Source organism: Pseudomonas sp. LBUM1649, from assembly GCF_059716155.1.
Map to the genome: position 1 here is coordinate 1671705 of NZ_CP166807.1, position 23599 is coordinate 1695303.

Sequence of the window (23599 nt, forward strand, 5' to 3'; positions counted from 1 at the left end):
CCATGGCCAAGAATGATGAGCTGTCCTCTGACCTGATCCGGGCCAGGGATGTCGGTGGTTTCGATACCTGGGCGCTGCCCAGCTTCGATCCGCCGGCCCCCGAGCCTGAGCCAGAGCCCGAACCCGAGCCGCCGGAAATGGAGGAAGTGCCGCTGGAGGAAGTCCAGCCATTGACCCTCGAAGAGCTCGAGAGCATTCGCCAGGAAGCCTACAACGAAGGCTTCGCGGTGGGCGAGAAAGAAGGATTCCACAGCACCACGCTCAGGGTTCGTCAGGAAGCTGAAGTGGCGTTGGCAGCCAAGATTGCCGCGCTTGAAAAATTGATGGCGCATCTGTTCGAACCCATCGCCGAACAAGACACCCAGATTGAAAAGTCCCTGGTCGACCTCGTGCGGCACATGACCAAACAGGTGATCCAGCGCGAACTGGCCATTGACTCGACGCAGCTCGAACATGTCATGCGCGAGGCTCTCAAGCTGTTGCCGTTAGGCGTTGACAACGTGCGGCTGTACATCAATCCGCAGGATTTCGCGCAGGTCAAAGCCCTGCGCGAGCGTCATGAAGAAACCTGGCGCATTGTCGAGGATGAATCGTTGTTGCCGGGCGGTTGCCGGGTCGAAACGGAACACAGCCGTATCGATGCCACGGTCGAAACCCGTGTTACGCAGGTGATGGACAAGCTGTTCGACCAGCTTCACGAACAGGCCTTGCACCCGGCCGCGCCGGATCTGAGCGTTGAGTTGTCAAGCGCAAGCAAACCAGTGGCTGCCCCCGATGCGCCTTGAACGCACCAGTTTCGCCAAGCGCCTGGGCAGTTACGCCGAGGCCACGGTACTGGCTGGCGCACCGATCCTCGAAGGCCGCCTGCTGCGCATGGTCGGCCTGACCCTCGAGGCCGAGGGCTTGCGCGCGGCCATGGGCAGTCGCTGCATGGTCATCAACGATGACAGCTACCATCCGGTGCAGGTCGAAGCCGAAGTCATGGGCTTTTCCGGCAGCAAGGTCTTTCTGATGCCGGTTGGCAGCGTGGCCGGCATCGCACCCGGTGCCCGGGTGGTTCCCCTGTCCGACAGCGGTCGCTTGCCGATGGGCATGAGCATGCTCGGGCGCGTGCTCGATGGTGCCGGCCGCGCCCTGGACGGCAAGGGCGGGATGAAGGCCGAAGACTGGGTGCCCATGGACGGACCGACCATCAACCCGCTCAAGCGCGAGCCGATCAGCGAGCCGTTGGACGTGGGCATTCGTTGCATCAACGGCATGTTGACGGTCGGGCGCGGTCAGCGGCTCGGGTTGTTCGCCGGTACCGGCGTCGGTAAATCCGTACTGCTGGGCATGATGACGCGCTTTACCGAGGCCGACATTATTGTCGTCGGCCTGATCGGCGAGCGCGGCCGTGAGGTCAAGGAGTTTATCGAGCACATCCTCGGTGAAGAAGGGCTCAAGCGTTCGGTGGTAGTGGCGTCGCCCGCGGACGATGCGCCGCTGATGCGTCTGCGCGCCGCCATGTACTGCACGCGAATCGCCGAGTATTTCCGCGACAAGGGCAAGAACGTCTTGCTGCTGATGGATTCGCTGACACGTTTCGCCCAGGCCCAGCGAGAAATTGCCCTGGCCATCGGCGAGCCACCGGCGACCAAGGGTTATCCGCCCTCGGTGTTCGCCAAGTTGCCGAAACTGGTGGAGCGCGCGGGCAATGCCGAGAAGGGTGGTGGCTCGATCACGGCGTTCTATACCGTGCTGTCCGAAGGTGACGACCAGCAGGACCCGATTGCCGACTCGGCGCGGGGCGTGCTTGACGGGCACATCGTGCTGTCGCGGCGACTGGCCGAGGAAGGCCATTACCCGGCGATCGATATCGAGGCCTCCATCAGTCGGGTCATGCCGGCGGTGGTGTCGCCGGAACACATGGCCCGGGCGCAGTACTTCAAACAGTTGTGGTCGCGCTATCAACAGAGCCGCGACCTGATTAGCGTCGGCGCCTACGTCGCCGGCGGTGACCGCGAGACCGATCTGGCGATTTCCCTGCAGCCGCAACTGGTCAAATACCTGCGCCAGGGCCTCAACGACAGCATCAGCCTGGGCGAAAGCGAAGCGTATCTCGCCTCGATCTTCGCGCCCGCGGCGGGCGGTTAACCGGCCATGGCCCAGAGTCGGGCGGGCCGTCTGGCCCCCGTGGTGGAAATGGCCGAGAAGGCCGAGAAAACCGCAGTCCAGCGTCTGGGGCACTTCCAGGGGCAAGTGCGTCTGGCCGAAAGCAAACTGGCCGACCTCGAAGCCTTTCGGCTCGACTATCAGGAACAGTGGATCGTACGCGGCAGCGCAGGCGTTTCCGGCCAATGGCTGCTGGGGTACCAGGGCTTTCTCGCCCAATTGGGCACGGCCATCGATCAACAGCGACAAAGCCTGGCCTGGCATCAGAACAACCTGAACAAGGCGCGGGACACCTGGCAACAGGCGTTCGCCCGGGTAGAAGGCTTGCGTAAACTGGTCCAGCGCTACAGGGACGAAGCGCAGACGCTGGAAGACAAGCGCGAGCAGAAACTCCTGGATGAATTGTCCCAGCGCTTGCCGCGCCATGATCGGTATTGAATCAGGTGGTCCGCTTTATCGTTCTTCGCGAGCAGGCTCGCTCCCACAGGAGGTCGCGTTCTTACATTGGAATGCGGTCAATCTGTGGGAGCGAGCCTGCTCGCGAAGGGGGCTCAAGACCTCCACAAACATCCCGCCTTGCCCCAACCTCTACCAACTGCTAAACCTTGTACAAGCAGGTTTACCAATGACAAGGAAGCCATGACATGTCAGTCGTTACAGAAATCTCCCCGGACGGGCAAAAGCTGACGATATCAATCAAGGGGCGGTTCGATTTCGCCAAGCATCAGGAATTTCGTGAATCCTATGAGCGCTCTGGCGCCAAAGTGCCGAGTTCAGTCGTGGTCGACTTGAAAGAAGCCACCTACCTCGACAGTTCCGCCCTGGGTATGCTGCTGCTGTTGCGTGATCACGCCGGCGGCGACGATTCCGATATCCGCGTGGTCAACAGCAGTTCGGACGTGAAGAAAATCCTCGCCATTTCCAACTTCGACAAGCTGTTCGACATCAGTTGACCATCGTGCAATCGGCACTCGAATCGCTGACGATCCTGATCGCCGAAGACAGCGCGGCCGACCGCATGCTGTTGTCGAGCATCGTCCGCCGCCAGGGGCATCAAGTGCTGACGGCCGCCAATGGCGCCGAGGCGGTTGAAGTGTTTCGCCAGCAACGCCCGCAACTGGTGTTGATGGACGCGATGATGCCGGTGATGGACGGCTTCGAGGCGGCCGCGCAAATAAAGGAATTGTCCGGGGACACCCTGGTGCCGATCATCTTCCTCACCTCGCTGTCGGAAAGCCAGGCGCTGGCCCGCTGCCTGGAGGTCGGAGGTGACGATTTTCTGGCAAAGCCCTACAACCAGGTGATCCTCGCCGCCAAAATCAAGGCGATGGACCGCTTGCGGCGCTTGCAGGCCACCGTTGTGCAGCAGCGCGACCAGATCGCCAGGCACCATGAATATTTGCTCAACGAGCAGCGGGTGGCCAAGGCGGTGTTCGACAAGGTGGCTCATTCCGGCTGCCTGAATGCGCCCAATATCCGCTACCTGCAATCGCCTTATGCATTGTTCAACGGCGACTTGCTGTTGGCCGCATTCACCCCGGCAGGGGACATGCATGTCTTGCTCGGAGATTTCACCGGCCATGGCCTGCCCGCCGCCGTTGGCGCCATGCCCTTGGCCGAAGTCTTCTACGGTATGACCGCCAAGGGTTATGGCCTCGCCGAAACCCTGCGCGAGATGAATGCCAAGCTCAAGCGCATCCTGCCGGTGGACATGTTCTGCTGCGCCACGATGTTGTGCCTGAGTTTCCAGAACCGCTCGGTGGAGGTCTGGAACGGCGGCATGCCGGACGGCTACCTGCACAGCGTCGCCAGCGGGGCGCGAACGCCACTGACGTCGCGGCATTTGCCGCTGGGTGTGCTGAGCCCGCAAACCTTCGATGATCGCACCGAAGTGTTGCCGATGGACGTGGGTGATCGGGTATTCCTGTTGTCCGACGGGGTGATCGATACCTGCGATGCCGATGACCAGCTGTTTGGTGTGCAGCGGTTGCAGCAGGTATTTGCCGCCAATCGTCAGCCCGACACCTTGTTCCAGGACATTGAGCAGGCGCTTCGAGACTTTCGCGGTGAGGCGCGCGACGACGTCAGCATGGTCGAGGTCATCCTGTCTGCGCCCGCGCATGCGAGTCCGCCGGTGCCGGTCTATTCCGACAGCGGCCAGTCCTGCCCGCTGGACTGGTCGGCCAGTTTCGAATTTCGCGCCGCAACGCTCAAACGCTTCAATCCGTTGCCCTACCTTTTGCAATTGCTCCAGGAAGTGCACGGTCTGCGGGCTCAAAGCGGGGCGCTCTACAGTGTTCTGGCGGAGCTGTATTCCAACGCCCTGGAGCATGGAGTGCTAGGCCTGGACTCCAACCTCAAGTGCGATGTGTCGGGTTTTACCCGTTATTATCAGCAACGCAATGCGCGCTTGGACGAGCTGGAGGACGGTCATGTCCGGGTTCATTTGCAGGTCACGCCGGACGGCGAGGGTGGTTGCCTGGTGATTCGCGTCGAGGACAGCGGCAAGGGATTTGATGTCGGGCGGGTGCTGGAGCGGCCCGTCGATCCTGTCCGTCTGTCGGGACGCGGCGTCAGTCTGATCCGTCAGCTGGGTCATAATGCAAGCTGGTCCGACGATGGTCGAAGTGCCCGCGTGGAGTTTTTCTGGAAGGCTCTGGCATAATCCGTAAATTCTTGATCAGGGAGCGAACAAGTGACTGATGAACATCTGGACCTGGACGCGCTGAGCGCGTTGCGCGAGGTCATGGAGGACGCGTATCCGCAGTTGCTGGATACCTTTCTCGCCGATTCCGAAGAGCGCCTGCAATCGTTGCGACAGGCAGGGAAGGCTGCGCAGCTGGTAGACGTGGCTCACAGTTTCAAAGGCAGCAGCAGCAATATGGGGGCCGTCAAGCTCGTAGAGCTGTGTGGCGAGCTTGAGAAGAATGCTGAAAAGCTTTCGCCCTCCGAAATCCAAGAGCGGATCGCTGCAATCGACGTTGAGTTCGCGATCGTTCGACCTCTTTACGAAGCCGAGCGGCAGCGCTCCCTGGCGGAAAGTTGAGGCGTACGGCGCTTTTCTTCGTCATCGGGCGAAACTGGCCCGCCCCTTGCAATCAACTCTTTCAACTGTACCTACGACCCCAGTGCAGCGGAGACCGTTAAATGCCTGTTACCCCCAATTCTCTCCTCCAGGCCACCGCTCAGGCCAAGAGTCAGGCCGCCGCCGCCCCTGCCATGAAGGTTGCCGCCGAGCCCGGGGACAAGGCGTCCAGCTTCTCTCAGGTCTACGCCACACAAGGCCGGAACACATCTGCAGCGGCCGTTGACGGATCTTCGAAACCGCCACGTGACAAGGCTGCGGACAGCGCCGGTAAAAAGGATGTCGGCGAGGATAACGCTGCCGCCGAGGAGCCCGCCGTTGCCGATAGCGGCAAAAGCTTGCCCGCCGATAAACCGGCGCAAGCCGACGACAAGCAGGCCAGCGATACGACGGACGCCGGGCAGGCGGAGGTTGCCGATGCTGCGCCTGTTGACCCTGCCTCGTTGCCTGTAGTCGCGGCGCCTGCCCCGGCGACGCCGCCTGCGGTGGCTGATCCCATCGAAGCGATCGTTGCGTCGGTCGTCCCGCCGGCCGTCCCCGCCACGGACACCGGTTTCGATCCCGAAGCCGACCCGCTCGACGCCCTGCCGGCCCTGCGTATGGCCATGGAGCAGAGCGGGCATGTCTCGGCCTCAAGCCAGGCGCAACCCAAGGCAGCACCGACAGAGGCCGACGGCGAGCGGACCGCGGCGCAGACCTTTGCCGCCGGCATGGCGAACATGCTCGATGTGCAAGCCGACAAGGACAGTACCGGCCAGGATGGCGACAGTGCCTTCAGCGGCCTGATCGATGAGGGGCTCAAGGACCTCAAGTCTGCCAGCAGCGATACCCGGGTCGACGATTTCGCCAACCGCCTGGCGGCCCTGACCCAGGCGGCCACGCCAAAAACCGCCAACGCACTGCCGGTCAACCAGCCTATCGCGATGCATCAGAGCGGCTGGACCGAAGAAGTGGTGAACCGGGTCATGTACCTGTCCAGCGCCAATCTCAAGGCGGCCGATATCCAGTTGCAGCCGGCCGAGCTCGGCCGCCTCGACATTCGGGTGAACATGGTGCCCGATCAGCAGACCCAGGTGACGTTCATGAGCGCGCATCCGGGGGTGCGTGAAGCGCTGGACGGCCAGATGCAGCGTTTGCGCGACATGTTCACCCAGCAGGGCATGGGCCAGGTTGACGTCAACGTCTCCGACCAGTCCCGGGGGTCGCAGGATCAGGGGCAGCATCAGCAGGCGCAGAGTGGGCGTGCCAGTGCCAGCGGTAGTCGCCAGGCCATGGATGACGAAATCGCCCCGAGCATTGCCGAAGTGGCTGCAACGGCCACTCATGTGATTGGCTCCAGCGCCGTCGACTACTACGCCTGATCAAGGGCCGCACTAACTCTGTGGGAGCGAGCCTGCTCGCGAAAGGGCCGTAACAGTCAACATCTTCATCGACTGTTACGCCGCTTTCGCGAGCAGGCTCGCTCCCACATTGGTTTGTGGGGCTTTCAGATCCGATCGTTGGCATAACACTTGCTCTTGCCTTGCCGCGCGACTGTAAAAAACCGAATAGTGACGGATTATTGGCATGGCGAAGAGCGACGCAGCAGTAAAAGACCCCGCAACCAAAGGCAAACTCAAGCTGATCATCTTGATCGTGGTGGCGCTGCTGCTGGCGATTGGCTTGTCCGTGGGGGCGACCTGGTACTTCATGCACAGCGCCCAGAGCAAGCCTGCCGTCGTGGTTGAAACCGCCCCTGTGGGCAAGCAGCCCGCCGTTTTCGAGCCGATGACCCCGGCGTTCGTGGCCAACTACAACCAGAACGGTCGCCAGCGCTACATGCAAGTGAGCATCACCATGATCGCGCGCAACCAGGCGGATCTGGACGCGCTCAAGGTGCACATGCCGGTGATCCGCAACAACCTGGTGATGCTGTTCTCCGGTCAGGATTTTGCGACCCTCGCCTCGCCGGTCGGCCAGGAAATGTTGCGTCAGAGGGCCACCGCCAGCGTCCAGGAAGTGGCGCAGAAAGAGCTCGGCAAAGTGGTGATCGAACAGTTGCTTTTCACTAATTTCGTACTGCAGTAGGAACACGACATGGCCGTGCAGGACCTGCTGTCCCAGGATGAGATCGACGCGCTGCTGCATGGCGTCGACGATGGTCTGGTACAGACCGACATCGCTGCCGAACCCGGCACCGTCAAAAGCTACGACCTGACCAGCCAGGATCGCATCGTCCGTGGGCGCATGCCGACCCTGGAAATGATCAACGAGCGTTTTGCCCGCTACACACGCATCAGCATGTTCAACATGCTGCGCCGCTCGGCAGACGTGGCAGTCGGTGGCGTGCAGGTGATGAAGTTCGGCGAATACGTGCACTCGCTGTACGTGCCGACCAGTCTCAACCTGGTCAAGATCAAGCCGCTGCGCGGCACCGCACTGTTCATCCTCGACGCCAAACTGGTTTTCAAGCTGGTGGACAACTTCTTCGGCGGCGACGGCCGGCACGCCAAGATCGAAGGGCGTGAGTTCACCCCGACCGAGTTGCGTGTGGTGCGCATGGTCCTGGAGCAAGCCTTCGTCGACTTGAAAGAGGCCTGGCAGGCGATCATGGAAGTGAACTTCGAGTACATCAACTCGGAAGTGAACCCGGCCATGGCCAACATCGTCGGCCCGAGCGAAGCCATTGTGGTGTCGACCTTCCACATCGAGCTCGATGGCGGTGGCGGTGACCTGCACGTGACCATGCCTTATTCGATGATCGAACCGGTCCGCGAAATGCTCGATGCCGGCTTCCAGTCCGATCTTGACGACCAGGACGAGCGTTGGGTCAACGCCTTGCGCCAGGATGTGTTGGATGTCGACGTACCGATCAACGCCACGGTTGCCCGTCGCCAGTTGAAGCTGCGCGACATCCTGCACATGCAGCCGGGGGATGTGATCCCGGTGGACATGCAGGAAGAACTGGTCATGCGCGCCAACGGCGTGCCGGCCTTCAAGGTAAAGATGGGCTCGCACAAGGGCAACCTTGCGCTGCAAGTGATCGAGCCGATCGAGCGTCGTTGATCTTCGCAATACACATTGTTTTTTACTGACTGCTTCTAATTTGAAGGGTTGCCCGCCGAGGACAAATGATGGCTGACGATATGAATACCCTGGACGACCAGGCGCTGGCTGATGAGTGGGCTGCGGCCCTGGAAGAAACCGGCGACGCCGGGCAGGCCGATATCGACGCCTTGCTGGCCGCCGATGCTGGCCGTTCTTCGTCCAACCGCCTGCCCATGGAAGAATTCGGCAGCGTGCCGAGGAACAACGATCCGGTGAGCCTGGAAGGCCCGAACCTGGACGTTATCCTCGATATCCCGGTGTCGATCTCCATGGAAGTCGGCAGCACCGACATCAACATCCGCAACCTGTTGCAGCTCAACCAGGGCTCGGTCATCGAGCTCGATCGCCTGGCCGGTGAGCCGCTGGACGTGCTGGTCAACGGCACCCTCATCGCCCATGGCGAAGTGGTGGTGGTCAACGAGAAGTTCGGCATCCGCCTGACTGACGTGATCAGCCCAAGCGAACGCATCAAGAAGCTGCGCTGAGTGAAAAGGCTTCTGGGTTTTTTCTTGGGGTTGGCGCTGGCGTTACCGTGCCGTGTGCTGGCCGCCGAGCCCGTCGCCAATGCCGCCGCCGCGCCTGTGGTCAGCAGCGGCGTGGCCGGGCAGTTGACGCAGCTTGTGCTGGGTTTGTTGCTGGTGCTGGGGCTGATTTTCTTCCTCGCCTGGCTATTGCGCCGGGTGCAGCAGGCCGGGCCGGCCGGCAAGGGGCAGGTGATCGAGCTGATCGGCTCCCGCGCGCTGGGGCCCCGTGATCGCTTGATGCTCGTGCAGGTCGGCAACGAGCAGATCTTGCTCGGCCTGAGCCCGGGCACCATCACGGCGCTGCATGTGCTCAAGGAACCGGTGCAGGTGCCGAGCGCGACTGAAAAAGCCACCCCCGAGTTTGCCCAGCGCCTGATGGAGCTGATGGGCAAGGATCAGAAGGATAAAAAGTAATGGGTGCGCTGCGCATCATCTTGACGCTGGCCCTGATGCTGGCTGCGCCGCTGGCGTTCGCCGCCGATCCATTGTCGATCCCGGCCATCACCTTGGGCACCAACGCCGAAGGCGCCCAGGAATACTCGGTCAGCCTGCAGATCCTGCTGATCATGACCGCGCTGAGTTTCATCCCGGCGTTCGTCATGCTGATGACCAGTTTCACCCGCATCATCATCGTCTTCTCGATCCTGCGCCAGGCCCTTGGCTTGCAACAGACACCGTCGAACCAGATCCTCACCGGCATGGCGCTGTTCCTGACCCTGTTCATCATGGCGCCGGTGTTCGACCGGGTGAACCAGGATGCCTTGCAGCCCTACCTGGCGGAAAAAATGACCGCCCAGGATGCCGTGGCCAAGGCCCAGGTACCGATCAAGGACTTCATGCTGGCCCAGACGCGCACCAGTGACCTGGAGCTGTTCATGCGCCTGTCCAAGCGCACCGACATCGCCACGCCGGATCAGGCGCCGCTGACCATCCTGGTGCCGGCGTTCGTCACTTCGGAGCTCAAGACCGCGTTCCAGATCGGCTTCATGATCTTCATCCCGTTCCTGATCATCGACCTGGTCGTGGCCAGTGTGCTGATGGCCATGGGTATGATGATGCTCTCGCCGCTGATCATTTCCCTGCCGTTCAAGATCATGCTGTTCGTGCTGGTCGATGGCTGGGCCCTGATTATCGGCACCTTGGCCAGCAGCTTCGGCGGTGTGTCGCCATGACGCCGGAAGTCGCCGTAGACATCTTTCGCGAAGCGTTGTGGCTGACCACCCTGATGGTCGCGGTACTGGTGATTCCGAGCTTGCTGGTCGGCCTGATTGTGGCGATGTTCCAGGCCGCGACCCAGATCAACGAACAGACCTTGAGTTTCCTGCCGCGCCTGCTGGTGATGCTGGTGACGCTGATCGTGGCCGGCCCATGGCTGGTGCAGACCTTCATGGAGTACATCCTGCAGTTGTACGGCAGTATTCCGCAGGTCATCGGCTAAACCATGTCGTCGCTGCTCCAGCTGACCGATACCCAGATCAGCACCTGGGTGGCGACGTTCATGTTGCCGCTGTTTCGCGTCGGCGCCTTGCTGATGGTCATGCCGGTGTTCGGCACCGCCCTGGTGTCAACGCGCATCCGCCTGTACTTCGCCCTGGCCATCACCGTGGTCATCGCCCCGGGCCTGCCGCCGATGCCGCCGGTGAATGCGCTGGACCTGAGTGGGCTGCTGCTGATTGCCGAGCAGATCCTCGTCGGCGCGATCCTGGGTTTCTCCCTGCAACTGTTCTTCCAGGCCTTCGTCGTGGCGGGACAGATTGTCGCGATCCAGATGGGCATGGGTTTCGCCTCGATGGTCGACCCCACCAACGGCGTGTCGGTGGCGGTGATCGGGCAGTTCTTCACCATGCTGGTGACACTGATGTTCCTCTCCATGAACGGCCATCTGGTGGTGTTCGAGGTGCTGACCGAGAGCTTCACCACGTTGCCGGTCGGCAGCGGTCTGATGGTCAACCATTACTGGGAGCTGGCCGGCAAGCTCGGCTGGGTGCTCGGCGCGGCGCTGCTGCTGGTGCTGCCGGCGATCACCGCCTTACTGGTGGTCAACATCGCGTTTGGCGTGATGACCCGGGCGGCGCCGCAATTGAATATCTTCTCCATCGGCTTCCCGCTGACCCTGGTACTCGGGATGTTTATCCTCTGGGTCGGGCTGGCGGACATTCTCAACCAGTATCAACCGCTGGCCACCGAGGCCCTGCAGTTTTTACGCGAACTGGCACAGGCGCGCTGAGATATGTCTGAGAGCGAAAGCGGTCAGGACAAGACAGAAGACCCCACGGAGAAAAAGAAAAAGGACGCCCGTGAGAAGGGTGAGATTGCCCGTTCCAAGGAGCTCAATACCCTGGCTGTCATGCTCGCCGGAGCCGGTGCGCTGCTGGTCTTCGGTGGCGCCCTGGCCCAGGACATGATGGACCTGATGCGCCTGAATTTTTCCCTGTCGCGGGACGTAGTGCTGGACCCGCGCGCGATGGGCACTTACCTGCTGCACTCGGGGCAGATCGCCTTGCTGGCGATTCAGCCGGTGATGATCACCTTGCTGCTGGCGGCGGTGATCGGCCCGATTTCCCTCGGCGGCTGGTTGTTCTCCGCCGGCACCATGGCGCCCAAGTTCAGCCGCATGAACCCCGGTGCGGGTCTCAAGCGCATGTTCTCGGCCAAGGCCCTGACCGAACTGCTCAAGGCCCTGGCAAAGTTCTTCATCGTCCTGTTCGTGGCTTTGGCGGTGTTGTCGGCGGACATCGACGACCTGCTGCGCATCGCCCACGAACCGCTGGATCGCGCCATCACCCACAGCCTGCAAGTGGTCGGCTGGAGCACCTTGTGGATGGCCTGCGGGCTGATCATCATCGCCGCCGTCGACGTGCCGATCCAGCTTTGGGAAAGCATCAAGAAGCTGAAGATGACCAAGCAGGAAATCCGCGACGAGCACAAGGACCAGGAGGGGCGGCCGGAGGTCAAGCAACGGATTCGCCAGCTGCAACGCGAGATGTCCCAGCGCCGGATGATGGCAGCGGTGCCTGATGCCGACGTGGTCATCACCAACCCGACCCACTATGCCGTGGCCCTCAAGTACGACCCGGACAAGAGCGGGGCGCCGATGCTGATCGCCAAGGGTAGCGACTTCCTGGCGCTGAAGATTCGTGAGATCGCGGCGGCCAATGAAATTTTGTTGCTGGAGTCCCCGGCGTTGGCGCGGTCGATTTATTACTCCACGGAGCTTGAGCAGGAAATTCCTGGAGGCCTGTACCTCGCGGTCGCCCAGGTACTGGCCTACGTCTATCAGATTCGCCAGTACCGCGCTGGCAAGGGCAAACGGCCGGATCCGCTCAAGGACGATCTACCTATCCCGCCGGATTTGCGCCGGGATTCTTAATTAAGCGTCACCGCAAAAAATATCTATGTAGGGCATTCTCCAAGTCAATCCAGTTAGCATGAAAGGGCGTTCATTAGCAGCCAAGGAGGGCGTGACAATGAAGCTTGGAATGACTGCAAGATTTTTCCTGGGGCTACTCTACTGCCTGGCATGGCCAGCTTACGGCCATCTCGACGGCGCGTACTCGCATGATCCGGATGATCCGTTCACCGATAGATCGCAGTGGATGAAAACGATCCGGGACGATGTCCAGCTCAGTGAAATGGCGCTGCCGGGTACTCATGATTCGGCTACTTTCCAAGTCACCTGGTATCCGATTTTCAAGGATATCGTGGAAACTCAAACCCTCGGTTTCGACAAGCAGTTGGAGTACGGAGTACGGGTATTCGACCTGCGGATTCGTCGCACTGGCGATGCTTTGGCACTGCACCACGGTGCAGTGTTTCTGGACAGGATGTTGGGCTCGGCGCTGGAGGCGATCAAGCGGTTCCTTCGAGATAATCCCAGTGAAACGGTACTGATTCGGGTGAGTGATGAGTACGAAACAGACTCGAACGTTAGCCAGAGTCTGGAGCAAGTGTTCGACCAATACATGCAGCTCTTTTCGCGTATATATCTGAAAAACCAAAACCCAAAGCTTACGCTGGGCGAGGCTCGAGGCAAGTTTGTGGTGTTATCTGCGGATGCCAGGCTCAATAAATTTGGGCTCAGTTACAGGGATGAGAGTATTTTCAATATTCAGGATGATTACTTCATGGGCTCGAACTGGGCTCTGCATGACAAGTACATCAAAATCAAACAACAATTGCACACTGCCGCAGCGGGCAGCCGGGATACGTTTTATGTGAACTACCTGTCGGCCAGTCATCGTTCGTTTCCCTACTTTGTTGCCAGTGGCCATGTGTCTCCGGGAACGGAGGCAGCTAGATTGTGGACAGGTCTGATTGATTTTGGACATGGCGATCTCTATCCAAAGTTTCCAAGAACAGCGTGTACAGGGCCGATGTGTTTTATTTCCTTTGAAGGCACCAACATACTGACACGGGACGATTTGAAGACGTTGAATGATCAGTCTACGCAGGTAAGAACAGTAGGTATCGTTATGGCGGATTTCCCGGGTGATTCGCTGATCGACAGTGTTATTCGCAACAACTATCGATGGGGGCATAATTTAGGTAAAGAGTGAGTTGTACTGGGTTCTGCAGGGGGGGGGGCGCAACATCTGCGTTTGCACCCGACCCCATTGAGACCAAAAATGACCAAAAATGACTGAAAAGAGGCGCTCATTAGTCGATCTAAAATTAATGCTAATGGGTGTCCCTTTTACCATTGTTACCGCCTGCTCATAGGTTAGGGTGTAGTTTGTTAAAAAGACTCATACTTCTGTTCAGATGTTCTTGGAGTTCAGGGTTTCGTATGCTGCGCACTCTGGATTTATACGCTTTAACAGTGTTGGGATCTATATTGCGGCCAGATGGAAGTGAAATTGGACTAACATCTGTTGTGTTGGCTAGATTGTAGAGGGGGATTTTCCGGGGGTATTGATCAACTCAAGCAAGTCGCTGGAGTTAGGTGGTACAGGGGGGGGGCTGGCAAAGTCTTGTAATGGTCGTGGGAGTTTGTCTGTCGCGAGTTTGTGATTGGTTATTGCAGTGGATGCACTATTTTGCAAATTTGGCGAATTGCGAGCGTTGTAATCGGATCTAATTAAGATGTCTCTTTGGTTGGTTATCTCGTCTATCATTGAGTTTGTTTTATTTATTTGATCGTTTAGGTTTATTGCCTCGTTTGGTGTTAATTCAGGATTGGCCGCGCGACCATTGAATGATCGGGTTTTTTCAAAGGTTTTGATTCTCGCTCGACGCCCCAGTACTTTAAATTTGATTGGCCTTGACCGTCTGCAATACCGAACGCTGCTGATCGGTGGCCATCAGCGTGATATCAGGTACGTCACCCTCACTTCGTTGTTGCGCCAACAACTGGTCACCATGCTGGACGATCGAAAAGCGCATCGCACCCTGTATCTCGGTGGCCAGCCTGCTTTTGCAGTAATAACGCTGGCGCTCGGGGATGTCTGGCAGTGCGTGATTGATCAGGCGATCAAGGGGATCGTAGCGGTAGTGGCAGAGCACGGTTTTGCCTGGCGATGTCATGGGTGGTTGCTCCGAAGGTCCGAAGAGCGGGAGCTCAGTATTGGCGGCTTCGAGGGTTGGGTACTAGCAGAACTGATAGGTGCCCTGGGTTTTCGCGTTCGATTTTCTGGTCAGCAGGGTGTTTTCCGAGAAAATCGCTGGCAGTACCGGCCTCTTCGCGAGCAGGCTCGCTCCCACATTTGATCTGTGTTGTACACAGGATATGTGGCCGGAGCAGATCCCCTGTGGGAGCGAGCCTGCTCGCGAAGAGGCCCGCCCAGGCAACTTGAAATTTCCCGGTCAATCTCTCTATTTCAACCCCCCGCAAAAGTTGGAAGGCTTCTTGCAATAGCCGCTTTGCGCCAGCTTCTGGCGTCAAAAGTTTTGCTTCAAAGGAACGGGGAATACCGGTGGATCGCTCTCAGTTAATCAACAGTGCCCGCACGAACATGGCAGACCTCAGTCGAGGCAATCTGGGCGTGCCGCTGTTGCTGCTGGTCATGCTGGCGATGATGATGTTGCCGATGCCGCCGTTCCTGCTCGACGTGTTCTTCACCTTCAACATTGCCCTGTCGATCGTTGTGCTGCTGGTCTGCGTCTACGCCTTGCGGCCGCTGGATTTTGCGGTGTTCCCGACCATTCTGCTGGTGGCGACGCTGTTGCGCCTGGCCTTGAACGTGGCGTCCACCCGGGTAGTGATGCTCCACGGCCAGGATGGTCATGCCGCCGCGGGCAAGGTGATCCAGGCCTTCGGCGAGGTGGTGATCGGCGGTAACTACGTGGTTGGTATCGTGGTTTTCGCGATCTTGATGATCATCAACTTCGTCGTGGTGACCAAGGGCGCCGGGCGTATTTCCGAGGTGAGCGCGCGTTTCACCCTCGATGCGATGCCTGGCAAGCAGATGGCCATCGACGCCGACCTCAACGCCGGCCTGATCGATCAGGCCCAGGCCAAGGCCCGGCGTTCGGAAGTGGCGCAGGAGGCAGAGTTCTATGGCTCCATGGACGGTGCCAGCAAGTTCGTGCGCGGTGACGCCATTGCCGGTCTGCTGATTCTGTTCATCAACCTGATCGGCGGCATGGCGGTCGGTATCTTCCAGCACAACATGGCATTCGCTGATGCCGGCAAGGTATACGCCCTGCTGACCATCGGTGACGGTTTGGTGGCGCAATTGCCATCACTGTTGTTATCCACAGCTGCGGCGATCATGGTGACCCGTGCTTCGGGCTCCGAAGACATGGGCAAGCAGATCAATCGACAGATGTTTGCGTCGCCCAAGGCGTTGGCGGTGTCGGCGGGCTTGATGGCGGTGATGGGGCTGGTGCCTGGCATGCCGCACTTCTCCTTCCTGTCCATGGCCGCCCTGGCCGCGGGTGGTGCGTACCTGTTCTGGAAAAAGCAGAACGGCGCCAAGGTGCAGGCCCAGCAAGAGGTCAAGCGTCAGCAGGAACTGCTGCCATCGCCGGCCCGCGCCCAGGAAACCAAGGAGCTGGGCTGGGATGACGTGACGCCGATCGACATGATCGGCCTGGAAGTGGGCTATCGCCTGATTCCGCTGGTGGATCGCAACCAGGGTGGTCAATTGCTGGCGCGGATCAAGGGCGTGCGCAAGAAGCTGTCCCAGGACCTGGGTTTTCTCATGCCCACAGTGCACATCCGCGACAACCTCGACCTGGCACCGAGCGCCTATCGCCTGACCCTGATGGGGGTGATCCTGGCCGAGGCGGAGATTTACCCGGATCGCGAACTGGCGATCAACCCGGGGCAGGTATACGGCACGCTCAACGGCATTACCGCCAAAGATCCGGCTTTTGGCCTGGAGGCGGTGTGGATCGAAATCAGCCAGCGCGCCCAGGCGCAATCGCTTGGCTACACCGTGGTCGATGCCAGTACCGTGGTGGCTACCCACCTGAACCAGATCCTGTACAAGCACTCCAGTGAGCTGATCGGCCACGAAGAAGTCCAGCAACTCATGCAATTGCTGGCGAAAAACTCGCCGAAGTTGGCCGAAGAGCTGGTGCCGGGTGTGCTGTCGCTGTCGCAATTGCTCAAAGTCTTGCAAGCGCTGTTGGCTGAACAGGTGCCGGTACGCGACATTCGCAGCATTGCCGAAGCCATCGCGAACAATGCCAACAAGAGTCAAGATACCGCCGCACTGGTGGCCGCGGTGCGCGTCGGCGTATCCCGTGCAATCGTGCAAAGCATTGTAGGCACTGACTCCGAGCTGCCAGTGATCACGCTGGAGCCAAGGTTGGAACAAATATTGCTCAATAGTCTGCAGAAGGCAGGACAGGGCTCGGAAGAGGGCGTTCTGCTGGAGCCAAGCATGGCTGAGAAGCTGCAGCGCTCGTTGATCGATGCGGCGCAGCGGCAGGAGATGCAAGGTCAACCGGTGATTCTGCTGGTAGCCGGTCCGATTCGCGCGATGCTCTCGCGATTTGGCCGGCTCGCAGTCCCGGGTTTGCATGTGTTGGCTTATCAGGAAATTCCTGACAACAAGCAAGTGACCATCGTTGCGACAGTAGGGCCCAACGGCTGAGGTAGTGGTTTATGCAAGTTAAGCGTTTTTTCGCCGCCGATATGCGTCAGGCCATGAAGCTGGTTCGTGAGGAGCTGGGCGCCGATGCCGCGATCATTGGCAACCGCCGCATCGCCGGTGGTGTCGAGCTGACGGCTGCCCTTGATTACCAACTGTCGGCGCTGGCCCCGCGCGTCCCGAACATGGAACTCGAGGACGAACTGCGCAAGACTCAGTCACGGATCGTCACCGCCCAGGCCGAATTGAGCCTGCGAGGCGAGGGCGACAGCGACAGCGACAAGAGCACCAATCAACAGTTGTTTGCCGGCCTGCCGCTGACGGCTGCCGAACCGCTGATCGAACCGACCCTGGCCGAGCCGCGCCGTCCTGCGCCGGCACCTGCCCCGGCGGCCGCTCTCGATACGCGGGCCTTCGACTCGATGCGTTCGGAACTCAGCAGCCTGCGCGAACTCATGGAAGTACAACTCGGTTCCCTCGCCTGGAACCAGCTGCAGGGCGCCCGCCCGGACCAGGCGAACCTGTGGCGCCGCCTGCAACGCATTGGCCTGTCCGGCCCGTTGTCGCGGGATTTGCTGACACTGGTCAGCGAAATTGAAGAACCCCGCCAGGCCTGGCGCATGTTGCTGGCGCATCTGGCGCGGATGATCGCCACGCCGGAAATGGAACCGCTGGAAGAGGGCGGCGTGATTGCCATGGTCGGCCCGGCCGGCATGGGCAAGACCACCACCCTGGCCAAGCTGGCGGCCCGTTATGTGCTCAAGTACGGCGCGCAGAACATTGCCCTGGTGAGCATGGACAGCTTTCGCATCGGTGCCCAGGAGCAACTCAAGACCCTCGGGCGGATCCTCAATGTGCCGGTGACCCACGTCGATCCGGGCCAGTCGCTGGTCCAGGCGCTGGATCCCTTGTTGCGCAAGCGCGTGGTGCTGATCGATACCGCCGGCCTGCAAGCCAGCGATCCGGCCCTGCGCATGCAGCTCGAAAGCCTGGCCGCTCGAGGCATCAGGTCAAAGAATTATCTGGTCCTGGCAACCACCAGCCAGAAACAAGTTCTAACCGCCGCTTATCACAGTTACAAGCGTTGTGGGCTCGCTGGCTGCATCCTGACTAAACTGGATGAAACGGCGAGCCTGGGCGAGGTGTTGAGTCTGGCCATCAGCCATGAGTTGCCGGTGGCCTACCTGACCGATGGCCCGCGGATTCCAGATGATCTGCATCTGCCGCGTCGTCATCAACTGGTCAGTCGGGCCGTCAGCGTGCAAATGCAGGAAGAACCCAGCGAAGAGGCCATGGCTGACATGTTCGCTGATATCTACCACAGTCCGACCAAGCAGGTTGGCTGAGGTAACAATGAATAGTTTTTGTACCTACATCGATGGCCTGCCATGCATTGTTCCGATTGTGAACGCGCAGCCAGTTATGTGGCCCCGTCTATGCAGAACAAGGTAAAGAAATAACATGGGCAGCATGCATCCTGTACAGGTGATCGCGGTGACCGGCGGCAAAGGTGGCGTCGGCAAAACTAACGTGTCAGTGAACTTGTCCCTGGCTTTGGCTGAGCTTGGCCGGCGCGTCATGCTGCTGGACGCTGACCTGGGCCTGGCGAACGTCGACGTTCTGTTGGGCCTGACACCCAAACGTACCCTGGCCGACGTGATCGAAGGCCGCTGTGAATTGCGCGACGTACTGTTGCAGGGCCCCGGCGGCATCCGCATCGTTCCGGCGGCGTCCGGCACTCAGAGCATGGTCCATTTGAGCCCGGCCCAGCACGCCGGCCTGATCCAGGCTTTCAGTGACATCGGCGACAATCTCGACGTGCTGGTGATCGACACCGCTGCAGGCATTGGTGAGTCGGTGGTCAGTTTCGTGCGCGCGGCCCAGGAAGTGTTGCTGGTGGTCTGTGACGAGCCGACTTCGATCACTGACGCCTATGCGTTGATCAAATTGCTCAACCGCGATTACGGCATGAACCGTTTCCGTGTCCTGGCCAACATGGCGCAGAGCCCTCAGGAAGGGCGCAACCTGTTCGCCAAGTTGACCAAGGTCACCGACCGCTTCCTCGACGTCGCCTTACAATATGTCGGCGCGGTGCCTTACGACGAAAGCGTGCGCAAGGCCGTGCAGAAGCAGCGCGCCGTCTACGAGGCCTTCCCGCGCTCCAAGTGCTCGCTGGCGTTCAAGGCGATCGCGCAGAAGGTCGACACCTGGCCGCTGCCCGCCAACCCGCGCGGGCACCTGGAATTTTTCGTCGAGCGCCTCGTGCAACAAACGGCAGGACCGGTGCTATGACAGCCAGCGGTTACAACCTCTACAAGGCATCGGCGCGTGACGCGCAGTACGAGCTGATCGAGCGTTACGCGCCGCTGGTTAAACGCATTGCCTATCACTTGCTGGCGCGTTTGCCGGCCAGTGTCCAGGTCGAAGACCTGATCCAGGCCGGGATGATCGGCCTGCTGGAAGTATCGACCAAATACGACGCCAGCAAAGGCGCGAGTTTCGAGACTTACGCGGGCATCCGCATCCGCGGCGCCATGCTCGATGAAGTGCGCAAGGGGGACTGGGCGCCACGTTCGGTCCACCGCAATACGCGGATGGTCAGCGACGCCATTCGCTCGATTGAAGCGAAAACCGGCCGTGACGCTAAAGATCACGAAGTTGCGGCCGAACTCCAATTGAGTCTTGACGATTACTACGGGATTTTGAACGACACCCTGGGCAGCCGGCTGTTCAGTTTCGACGACCTGTTGCAGGACGGCGAACACGAAGGGCTGCACGAGGATGGCGCCAGTGCTCATCTTGAACCGTCTCGCGATCTGGAAGATGAACGCTTCCAGGCGGCGCTGGCGGACGCGATCGCCAATTTGCCGGAGCGTGAGCGATTGGTGTTGGCGCTGTACTACGACGAAGAGTTGAATCTCAAGGAAATCGGCGAGGTCCTGGGAGTCAGCGAATCCCGGGTCAGCCAGTTACACAGCCAGTGCGCGGCCCGTTTGCGGGGGCGTCTGGGAGAGTGGCGAGCGCGCTGAAGGCAGTGTGGGGGCACTGCGACGCGGCGGGTGGGGTGATGAACCGCGCCGGTCTCGATCCGTTGTACTCCAGACAGTCATCGAGTGTTTTGCCAGATTGATTGAAATGGCGCGTCCAGGTGCTGGGCGCGTTTTAGTCTGCTTGGAGGTCGAATTGGACAAGAACATGAAAATCCTCATCGTTGATGACTTCTCAACGATGCGGCGGATCATAAAAAACCTGTTGCGTGACCTTGGGTTCACCAACACGGTCGAGGCCGACGATGGCACTACCGCCATTCCAGTACTCAACAGCGGGAGCATCGACTTTCTGGTGACGGACTGGAACATGCCTGGCATGACCGGTATCGATCTGCTGCGCCACGTGCGCGCCGATGAAAAGCTCAAGCACCTGCCAGTGCTGATGGTGACTGCCGAAGCCAAGCGCGAGCAGATCATCGAAGCGGCCCAGGCCGGCGTAAACGGCTATGTGGTCAAACCCTTCACGGCCCAGGCGTTGAAAGAAAAAATCGAGAAGATTTTCGAACGCATCGGTTGAACTGCGCCACGGGGGAGCTATGGGGCATAACGAATCATCCCAGGGCGATTTTGAATCGACCCTGAAAAAACACGCCGTCGAATTGGTCGCGAGCCTTGAAAAGGGCAGGTTCGGCGATGCTGTGCAATTGATCCATGAGCTCAACCAGACTCGTGACCGTGGCCTGTATCAGGAAGTGGGCAAGCTCACCCGCGAGTTGCATAGCGCGATCGTCAATTTCCAGATTGACCCGCACATGCCGCAAGCCGAGGAAGTGTCACAGATCACCGACGCCACCGAGCGGCTGGGGTATGTGGTCAAGCTGACCGAAGCCGCCGCCAACCGCACCATGGACCTGGTGGAAAACGCCACGCCGCTGGTCAACAGTCTGGCTGACGAAGCCCAGGGCTTGAGCACCGACTGGGGGCGGTTCATGCGGCGCGAAGTCGGGGCGGAAGAGTTTCGTGAGCTGGCCCGGCGCGTCGACGGCTTCCTGACGCGCAGCAGCGCAGACAACCGCGCCGTGTCGAGCAACCTCAACGACATTCTGCTCGCCCAGGATTACCAGGACCTCACCGGCCAGGTGATCAAGCGCGTGACCCAACTGGTCACCGAAGTAGAAAGCAACCTGCTCAAGCTCGTGCTGATGGCCAGTCAGGTGGACCGCTTTGCGGGCATCGAACATGACCGTGCTTTGATGCTTGCAGAAAAAGATCCACAAAAACATCTCTCTCAGGGTGAAGGTCCGCAGATTCATGCCGATAAAAGAGAAGACGTTATGTCCGGTCAGGACGATGTGGACGATTTGTTATCCAGCCTAGGCTTCTAGAATTTTAGCATTTTAGGTTTTTGGGTTTTTAGACCTTTAGGAGCACCCCCTGATGAGCTTCGGCGCCGATGAAGAGATCCTTCAGGATTTCCTGGTTGAGGCCGGCGAGATTCTAGAGCAACTGTCCGAGCAACTGGTCGAGCTGGAAAGCCGTCCGGATGACGCGGACTTGCTCAATGCAATTTTTCGCGGTTTTCACACTGTAAAAGGGGGCGCCGGCTTCCTCCAGCTCAACGAGTTGGTGGAGTGCTGCCACATCGCCGAAAACGTGTTCGACATCCTGCGCAAGGGTGAACGTCGCGTCGACTCGGAATTGATGGACGTGGTCCTCGAAGCGCTGGATGCGGTGAACGGCATGTTCAGCGAAGTGCGCGAGCGTAGTCCGATTACGGCTGCAACACCTGAGCTGCTGGCGGCACTGGCTCGTCTGGCCGAGCCGCAAGCCGCTGCGGAGGCTGCGCCTGCGCCGGTGACCGAAGTGGTTGAAACGCCGGTTGCGCAAAGCGACTCGGGCGACATCACCGACAATGAGTTCGAACAACTGCTGGACTCGCTGAACGCCGTCAAGGCCCAGGCCGAGGCGCCGGCGGCGGCTCCCGCACCTGCCAGCGATGCGGCTGGCAGCGACGAAATCACCGATGCCGAGTTCGAGTCGTTGCTCGATCAACTGCACGGCAAGGGCAAGTTCGCCGTCGATGCAGTGGCCCCGGCGCCAGTCGCGCCGCCAGCGCCGAAAGCCGCCGGCGATAGCTCCGACATCACCGACGAAGAATTTGAAGCCTTGCTCGACCAACTGCACGGCAAAGGCAACTTTGCGGTCGAGGCGCTGGAGTCGGCCATCGCATCGGTGTCTGCACCGGCAGCTCCCACCGCAGCGGCGGCCGGCAGTGATCTGATCACCGATCATGAATTCGAGGCACTGCTCGACGAATTGCACGGCAAAGGCAAGTTCAGCGAAGTGGGCACCGCGACAGCGGCGAGCGGCTCGAACGCCTCGGTGGCGGCGCCGACCGCCAAGGTTGTCGCACACAAGCCCGTGGCCAAGGCGCCCGAACCGAAAGCCGAAGCGCCGGCACCCGCTGCCGCCGCGGTACCGGCTGCGGCCCGTGCCCCGGCCGCGCCGCCAGCGGAAAAGCCGGCCAGCGAAGCCGAGACCACCGTGCGGGTCGATACCGCGCGGCTCGACGAGATCATGAACATGGTCGGCGAATTGGTGCTGGTGCGTAACCGCCTGGTGCGCCTGGGCGCCAACAGCGCCGACGAAGCCATGTCCAAGGCCGTGTCGAACCTCGACGTGGTCACGGCCGACCTGCAAACCGCGGTCATGAAGACCCGGATGCAACCGATCAAGAAAGTCTTCGGGCGTTTCCCGCGCCTGGTTCGAGACCTGGCTCGCCAGCTCAAGAAAGAGATCATCCTGGAACTGGTCGGCGAAGAAACCGACCTCGACAAGAACCTCGTCGAGGCCCTGGCCGACCCGCTGGTCCACTTGGTGCGCAACGCCGTCGACCACGGCATCGAATCGCCGGAAGAACGCGAAGCCTCGGGCAAGTCCCGTGGCGGCAAGGTCATTCTCGCAGCGGAGCAGGAAGGTGACCATATCCTGCTGTCGATCTCCGACGACGGCAAGGGCATGGACCCGCATGTCCTGCGTGCCATCGCGGTTAAACGCGGTGTGATGGACAAGGACGCTGCCGATCGCCTGAGCGATACCGAGTGCTACAACCTGATCTTCGCCCCGGGCTTCTCGACCAAGACCGAGATCTCCGACGTGTCGGGTCGTGGCGTGGGCATGGACGTGGTGAAAACCAAGATTTCCCAGCTCAACGGTTCGATCAACATCTACTCGGCCAAAGGCCAGGGATCGAAGATCGTCATCAAGGTGCCGCTGACCCTGGCGATCATGCCGACCCTGATGGTCATGCTCGGCAACCAGGCGTTTGCCTTCCCGCTGGTGAACGTCAACGAGATCTTCCACCTCGACCTGTCGCGCACCAACGTGGTGGACGGCCAGGAAGTGGTGATCGTGCGGGACAAGGCACTGCCGTTGTTCTACCTCAAGCGCTGGCTGGTCAGCTCCGCCGCTCACGAAGAGCAGCGCGAAGGCCACGTGGTGATCCTTTCGGTGGGCACCCAGCGGATCGGCTTTGTCGTCGACCAGCTGGTGGGCCAGGAGGAAGTGGTCATCAAGCCATTGGGCAAAATGCTCCAGGGAACCCCGGGCATGTCGGGCGCCACCATTACCGGTGACGGCCGCATCGCGCTGATTCTCGATGTTCCGAGCATGCTCAAGCGTTACGCCGCACGGCGTATTTGATTCTGGCGGGGCGGGGCGACT

24 protein-coding genes are annotated in these 23599 nt (G+C 60.2%); 23 read left to right on the top strand and 1 reads right to left on the bottom strand.

Going from position 1 to position 23599, the window contains the following annotated elements:
* Positions 1 to 2: 2 nt before the first annotated feature.
* The 16 genes from fliH (at position 3) to ACA058_RS07775 (ending at position 13403) form a co-directional block, all read left to right on the top strand.
* Positions 3 to 785, top strand: a complete 783-nt coding sequence (gene fliH / locus ACA058_RS07700) for a flagellar assembly protein FliH (protein ID WP_497638558.1) — start codon at positions 3 to 5, stop codon at positions 783 to 785.
* Complete coding sequence (gene fliI, locus ACA058_RS07705; RefSeq protein ID WP_497638559.1) at positions 775 to 2133, top strand: flagellar protein export ATPase FliI; 1359 nt, start codon at positions 775 to 777, stop codon at positions 2131 to 2133. The genes fliH and fliI overlap by 11 nt, the downstream gene beginning before the upstream one ends.
* 6 nt (positions 2134 to 2139) lie before the next feature.
* Entirely contained in the window at positions 2140 to 2589 is a 450-nt protein-coding gene (gene fliJ / locus ACA058_RS07710; protein ID WP_497638560.1) for a flagellar export protein FliJ, read from the top strand.
* 206 nt (positions 2590 to 2795) lie between these two features.
* Positions 2796 to 3104 carry an STAS domain-containing protein gene (locus ACA058_RS07715; RefSeq protein WP_497638561.1) on the top strand — a complete coding sequence of 103 codons (309 nt, stop codon included), beginning with the start codon at positions 2796 to 2798 and terminating at the stop codon, positions 3102 to 3104.
* Entirely contained in the window at positions 3101 to 4816 is a 1716-nt protein-coding gene (locus ACA058_RS07720; RefSeq protein WP_497638562.1) for an ATP-binding SpoIIE family protein phosphatase, read from the top strand. The genes ACA058_RS07715 and ACA058_RS07720 overlap by 4 nt, the downstream gene beginning before the upstream one ends.
* Positions 4817 to 4846: 30 nt before the next feature.
* Positions 4847 to 5197: an Hpt domain-containing protein gene (locus ACA058_RS07725; RefSeq protein ID WP_497638563.1), complete on the top strand. Its 351-nt coding sequence runs from the start codon at positions 4847 to 4849 to the stop codon at positions 5195 to 5197.
* A gap of 101 nt (positions 5198 to 5298) precedes the next feature.
* Positions 5299 to 6597, top strand: coding sequence for a flagellar hook-length control protein FliK (locus ACA058_RS07730; RefSeq protein ID WP_497638564.1), 1299 nt, complete (start codon positions 5299 to 5301; stop codon positions 6595 to 6597).
* 205 nt (positions 6598 to 6802) lie between these two features.
* Complete coding sequence (gene fliL / locus ACA058_RS07735) at positions 6803 to 7303, top strand: flagellar basal body-associated protein FliL (RefSeq protein ID WP_497638565.1); 501 nt, start codon at positions 6803 to 6805, stop codon at positions 7301 to 7303.
* A 9-nt stretch (positions 7304 to 7312) separates the two neighbouring features.
* Positions 7313 to 8281 (top strand): flagellar motor switch protein FliM, encoded by a 969-nt coding sequence (gene fliM / locus ACA058_RS07740; protein ID WP_272605157.1) that lies wholly within the window; start codon positions 7313 to 7315, stop codon positions 8279 to 8281.
* A gap of 68 nt (positions 8282 to 8349) precedes the next feature.
* A complete protein-coding gene (gene fliN / locus ACA058_RS07745; protein WP_497638566.1) occupies positions 8350 to 8808 on the top strand; it encodes a flagellar motor switch protein FliN in 459 nt (152 codons plus the stop codon).
* Positions 8809 to 9261: a flagellar biosynthetic protein FliO gene (gene fliO / locus ACA058_RS07750; protein ID WP_497638567.1), complete on the top strand. Its 453-nt coding sequence runs from the start codon at positions 8809 to 8811 to the stop codon at positions 9259 to 9261.
* Entirely contained in the window at positions 9261 to 10019 is a 759-nt protein-coding gene (gene fliP / locus ACA058_RS07755) for a flagellar type III secretion system pore protein FliP (RefSeq protein WP_008058623.1), read from the top strand. Before fliO ends, fliP begins: the two co-directional genes overlap by 1 nt.
* Positions 10016 to 10285 (top strand): flagellar biosynthesis protein FliQ, encoded by a 270-nt coding sequence (fliQ, locus tag ACA058_RS07760; RefSeq protein WP_008058625.1) that lies wholly within the window; start codon positions 10016 to 10018, stop codon positions 10283 to 10285. Before fliP ends, fliQ begins: the two co-directional genes overlap by 4 nt.
* Before the next feature lie 3 nt (positions 10286 to 10288).
* Complete coding sequence (gene fliR / locus ACA058_RS07765) at positions 10289 to 11074, top strand: flagellar biosynthetic protein FliR (protein ID WP_497638568.1); 786 nt, start codon at positions 10289 to 10291, stop codon at positions 11072 to 11074.
* Between the two features lie 3 nt (positions 11075 to 11077).
* Positions 11078 to 12217, top strand: coding sequence for a flagellar biosynthesis protein FlhB (flhB, locus tag ACA058_RS07770; RefSeq protein WP_497638569.1), 1140 nt, complete (start codon positions 11078 to 11080; stop codon positions 12215 to 12217).
* A 97-nt stretch (positions 12218 to 12314) separates the two neighbouring features.
* Positions 12315 to 13403 (top strand): phosphatidylinositol-specific phospholipase C, encoded by a 1089-nt coding sequence (locus ACA058_RS07775; protein WP_497638570.1) that lies wholly within the window; start codon positions 12315 to 12317, stop codon positions 13401 to 13403.
* A 688-nt stretch (positions 13404 to 14091) separates the two neighbouring features.
* On the opposite strand, the gene ACA058_RS07780 is transcribed toward ACA058_RS07775, so the two are convergent.
* Entirely contained in the window at positions 14092 to 14370 is a 279-nt protein-coding gene (locus ACA058_RS07780) for a hypothetical protein (protein WP_497638571.1), read from the bottom strand.
* Positions 14371 to 14759: 389 nt separating this feature from the next.
* Here ACA058_RS07780 and flhA point away from each other — a divergent pair, with 389 nt between their 5' ends.
* The 7 genes from flhA to ACA058_RS07815 all read left to right on the top strand — a co-directional run bounded on the left by flhA (position 14760) and on the right by ACA058_RS07815 (position 23578).
* Positions 14760 to 16889, top strand: coding sequence for a flagellar biosynthesis protein FlhA (flhA, locus tag ACA058_RS07785; RefSeq protein WP_497638572.1), 2130 nt, complete (start codon positions 14760 to 14762; stop codon positions 16887 to 16889).
* Between the two features lie 11 nt (positions 16890 to 16900).
* On the top strand, positions 16901 to 18232 hold the full coding sequence (gene flhF, locus ACA058_RS07790; RefSeq protein ID WP_497638573.1) for a flagellar biosynthesis GTPase FlhF: 1332 nt from the start codon (positions 16901 to 16903) through the stop codon (positions 18230 to 18232).
* Positions 18233 to 18347: 115 nt separating this feature from the next.
* Positions 18348 to 19178, top strand: a complete 831-nt coding sequence (fleN, locus tag ACA058_RS07795) for a flagellar synthesis regulator FleN (RefSeq protein ID WP_007975361.1) — start codon at positions 18348 to 18350, stop codon at positions 19176 to 19178.
* Positions 19175 to 19915, top strand: coding sequence for an RNA polymerase sigma factor FliA (gene fliA, locus ACA058_RS07800; protein ID WP_008001745.1), 741 nt, complete (start codon positions 19175 to 19177; stop codon positions 19913 to 19915). Before fleN ends, fliA begins: the two co-directional genes overlap by 4 nt.
* 166 nt (positions 19916 to 20081) lie before the next feature.
* Positions 20082 to 20453, top strand: a complete 372-nt coding sequence (locus tag ACA058_RS07805) for a chemotaxis response regulator CheY (protein WP_003183998.1) — start codon at positions 20082 to 20084, stop codon at positions 20451 to 20453.
* Positions 20454 to 20472: 19 nt separating this feature from the next.
* A complete protein-coding gene (locus tag ACA058_RS07810; RefSeq protein WP_497638574.1) occupies positions 20473 to 21261 on the top strand; it encodes a protein phosphatase CheZ in 789 nt (262 codons plus the stop codon).
* A gap of 52 nt (positions 21262 to 21313) precedes the next feature.
* A complete protein-coding gene (locus tag ACA058_RS07815; RefSeq protein WP_497638575.1) occupies positions 21314 to 23578 on the top strand; it encodes a chemotaxis protein CheA in 2265 nt (754 codons plus the stop codon).
* The last annotated feature ends 21 nt before the right edge of the window (positions 23579 to 23599 follow it).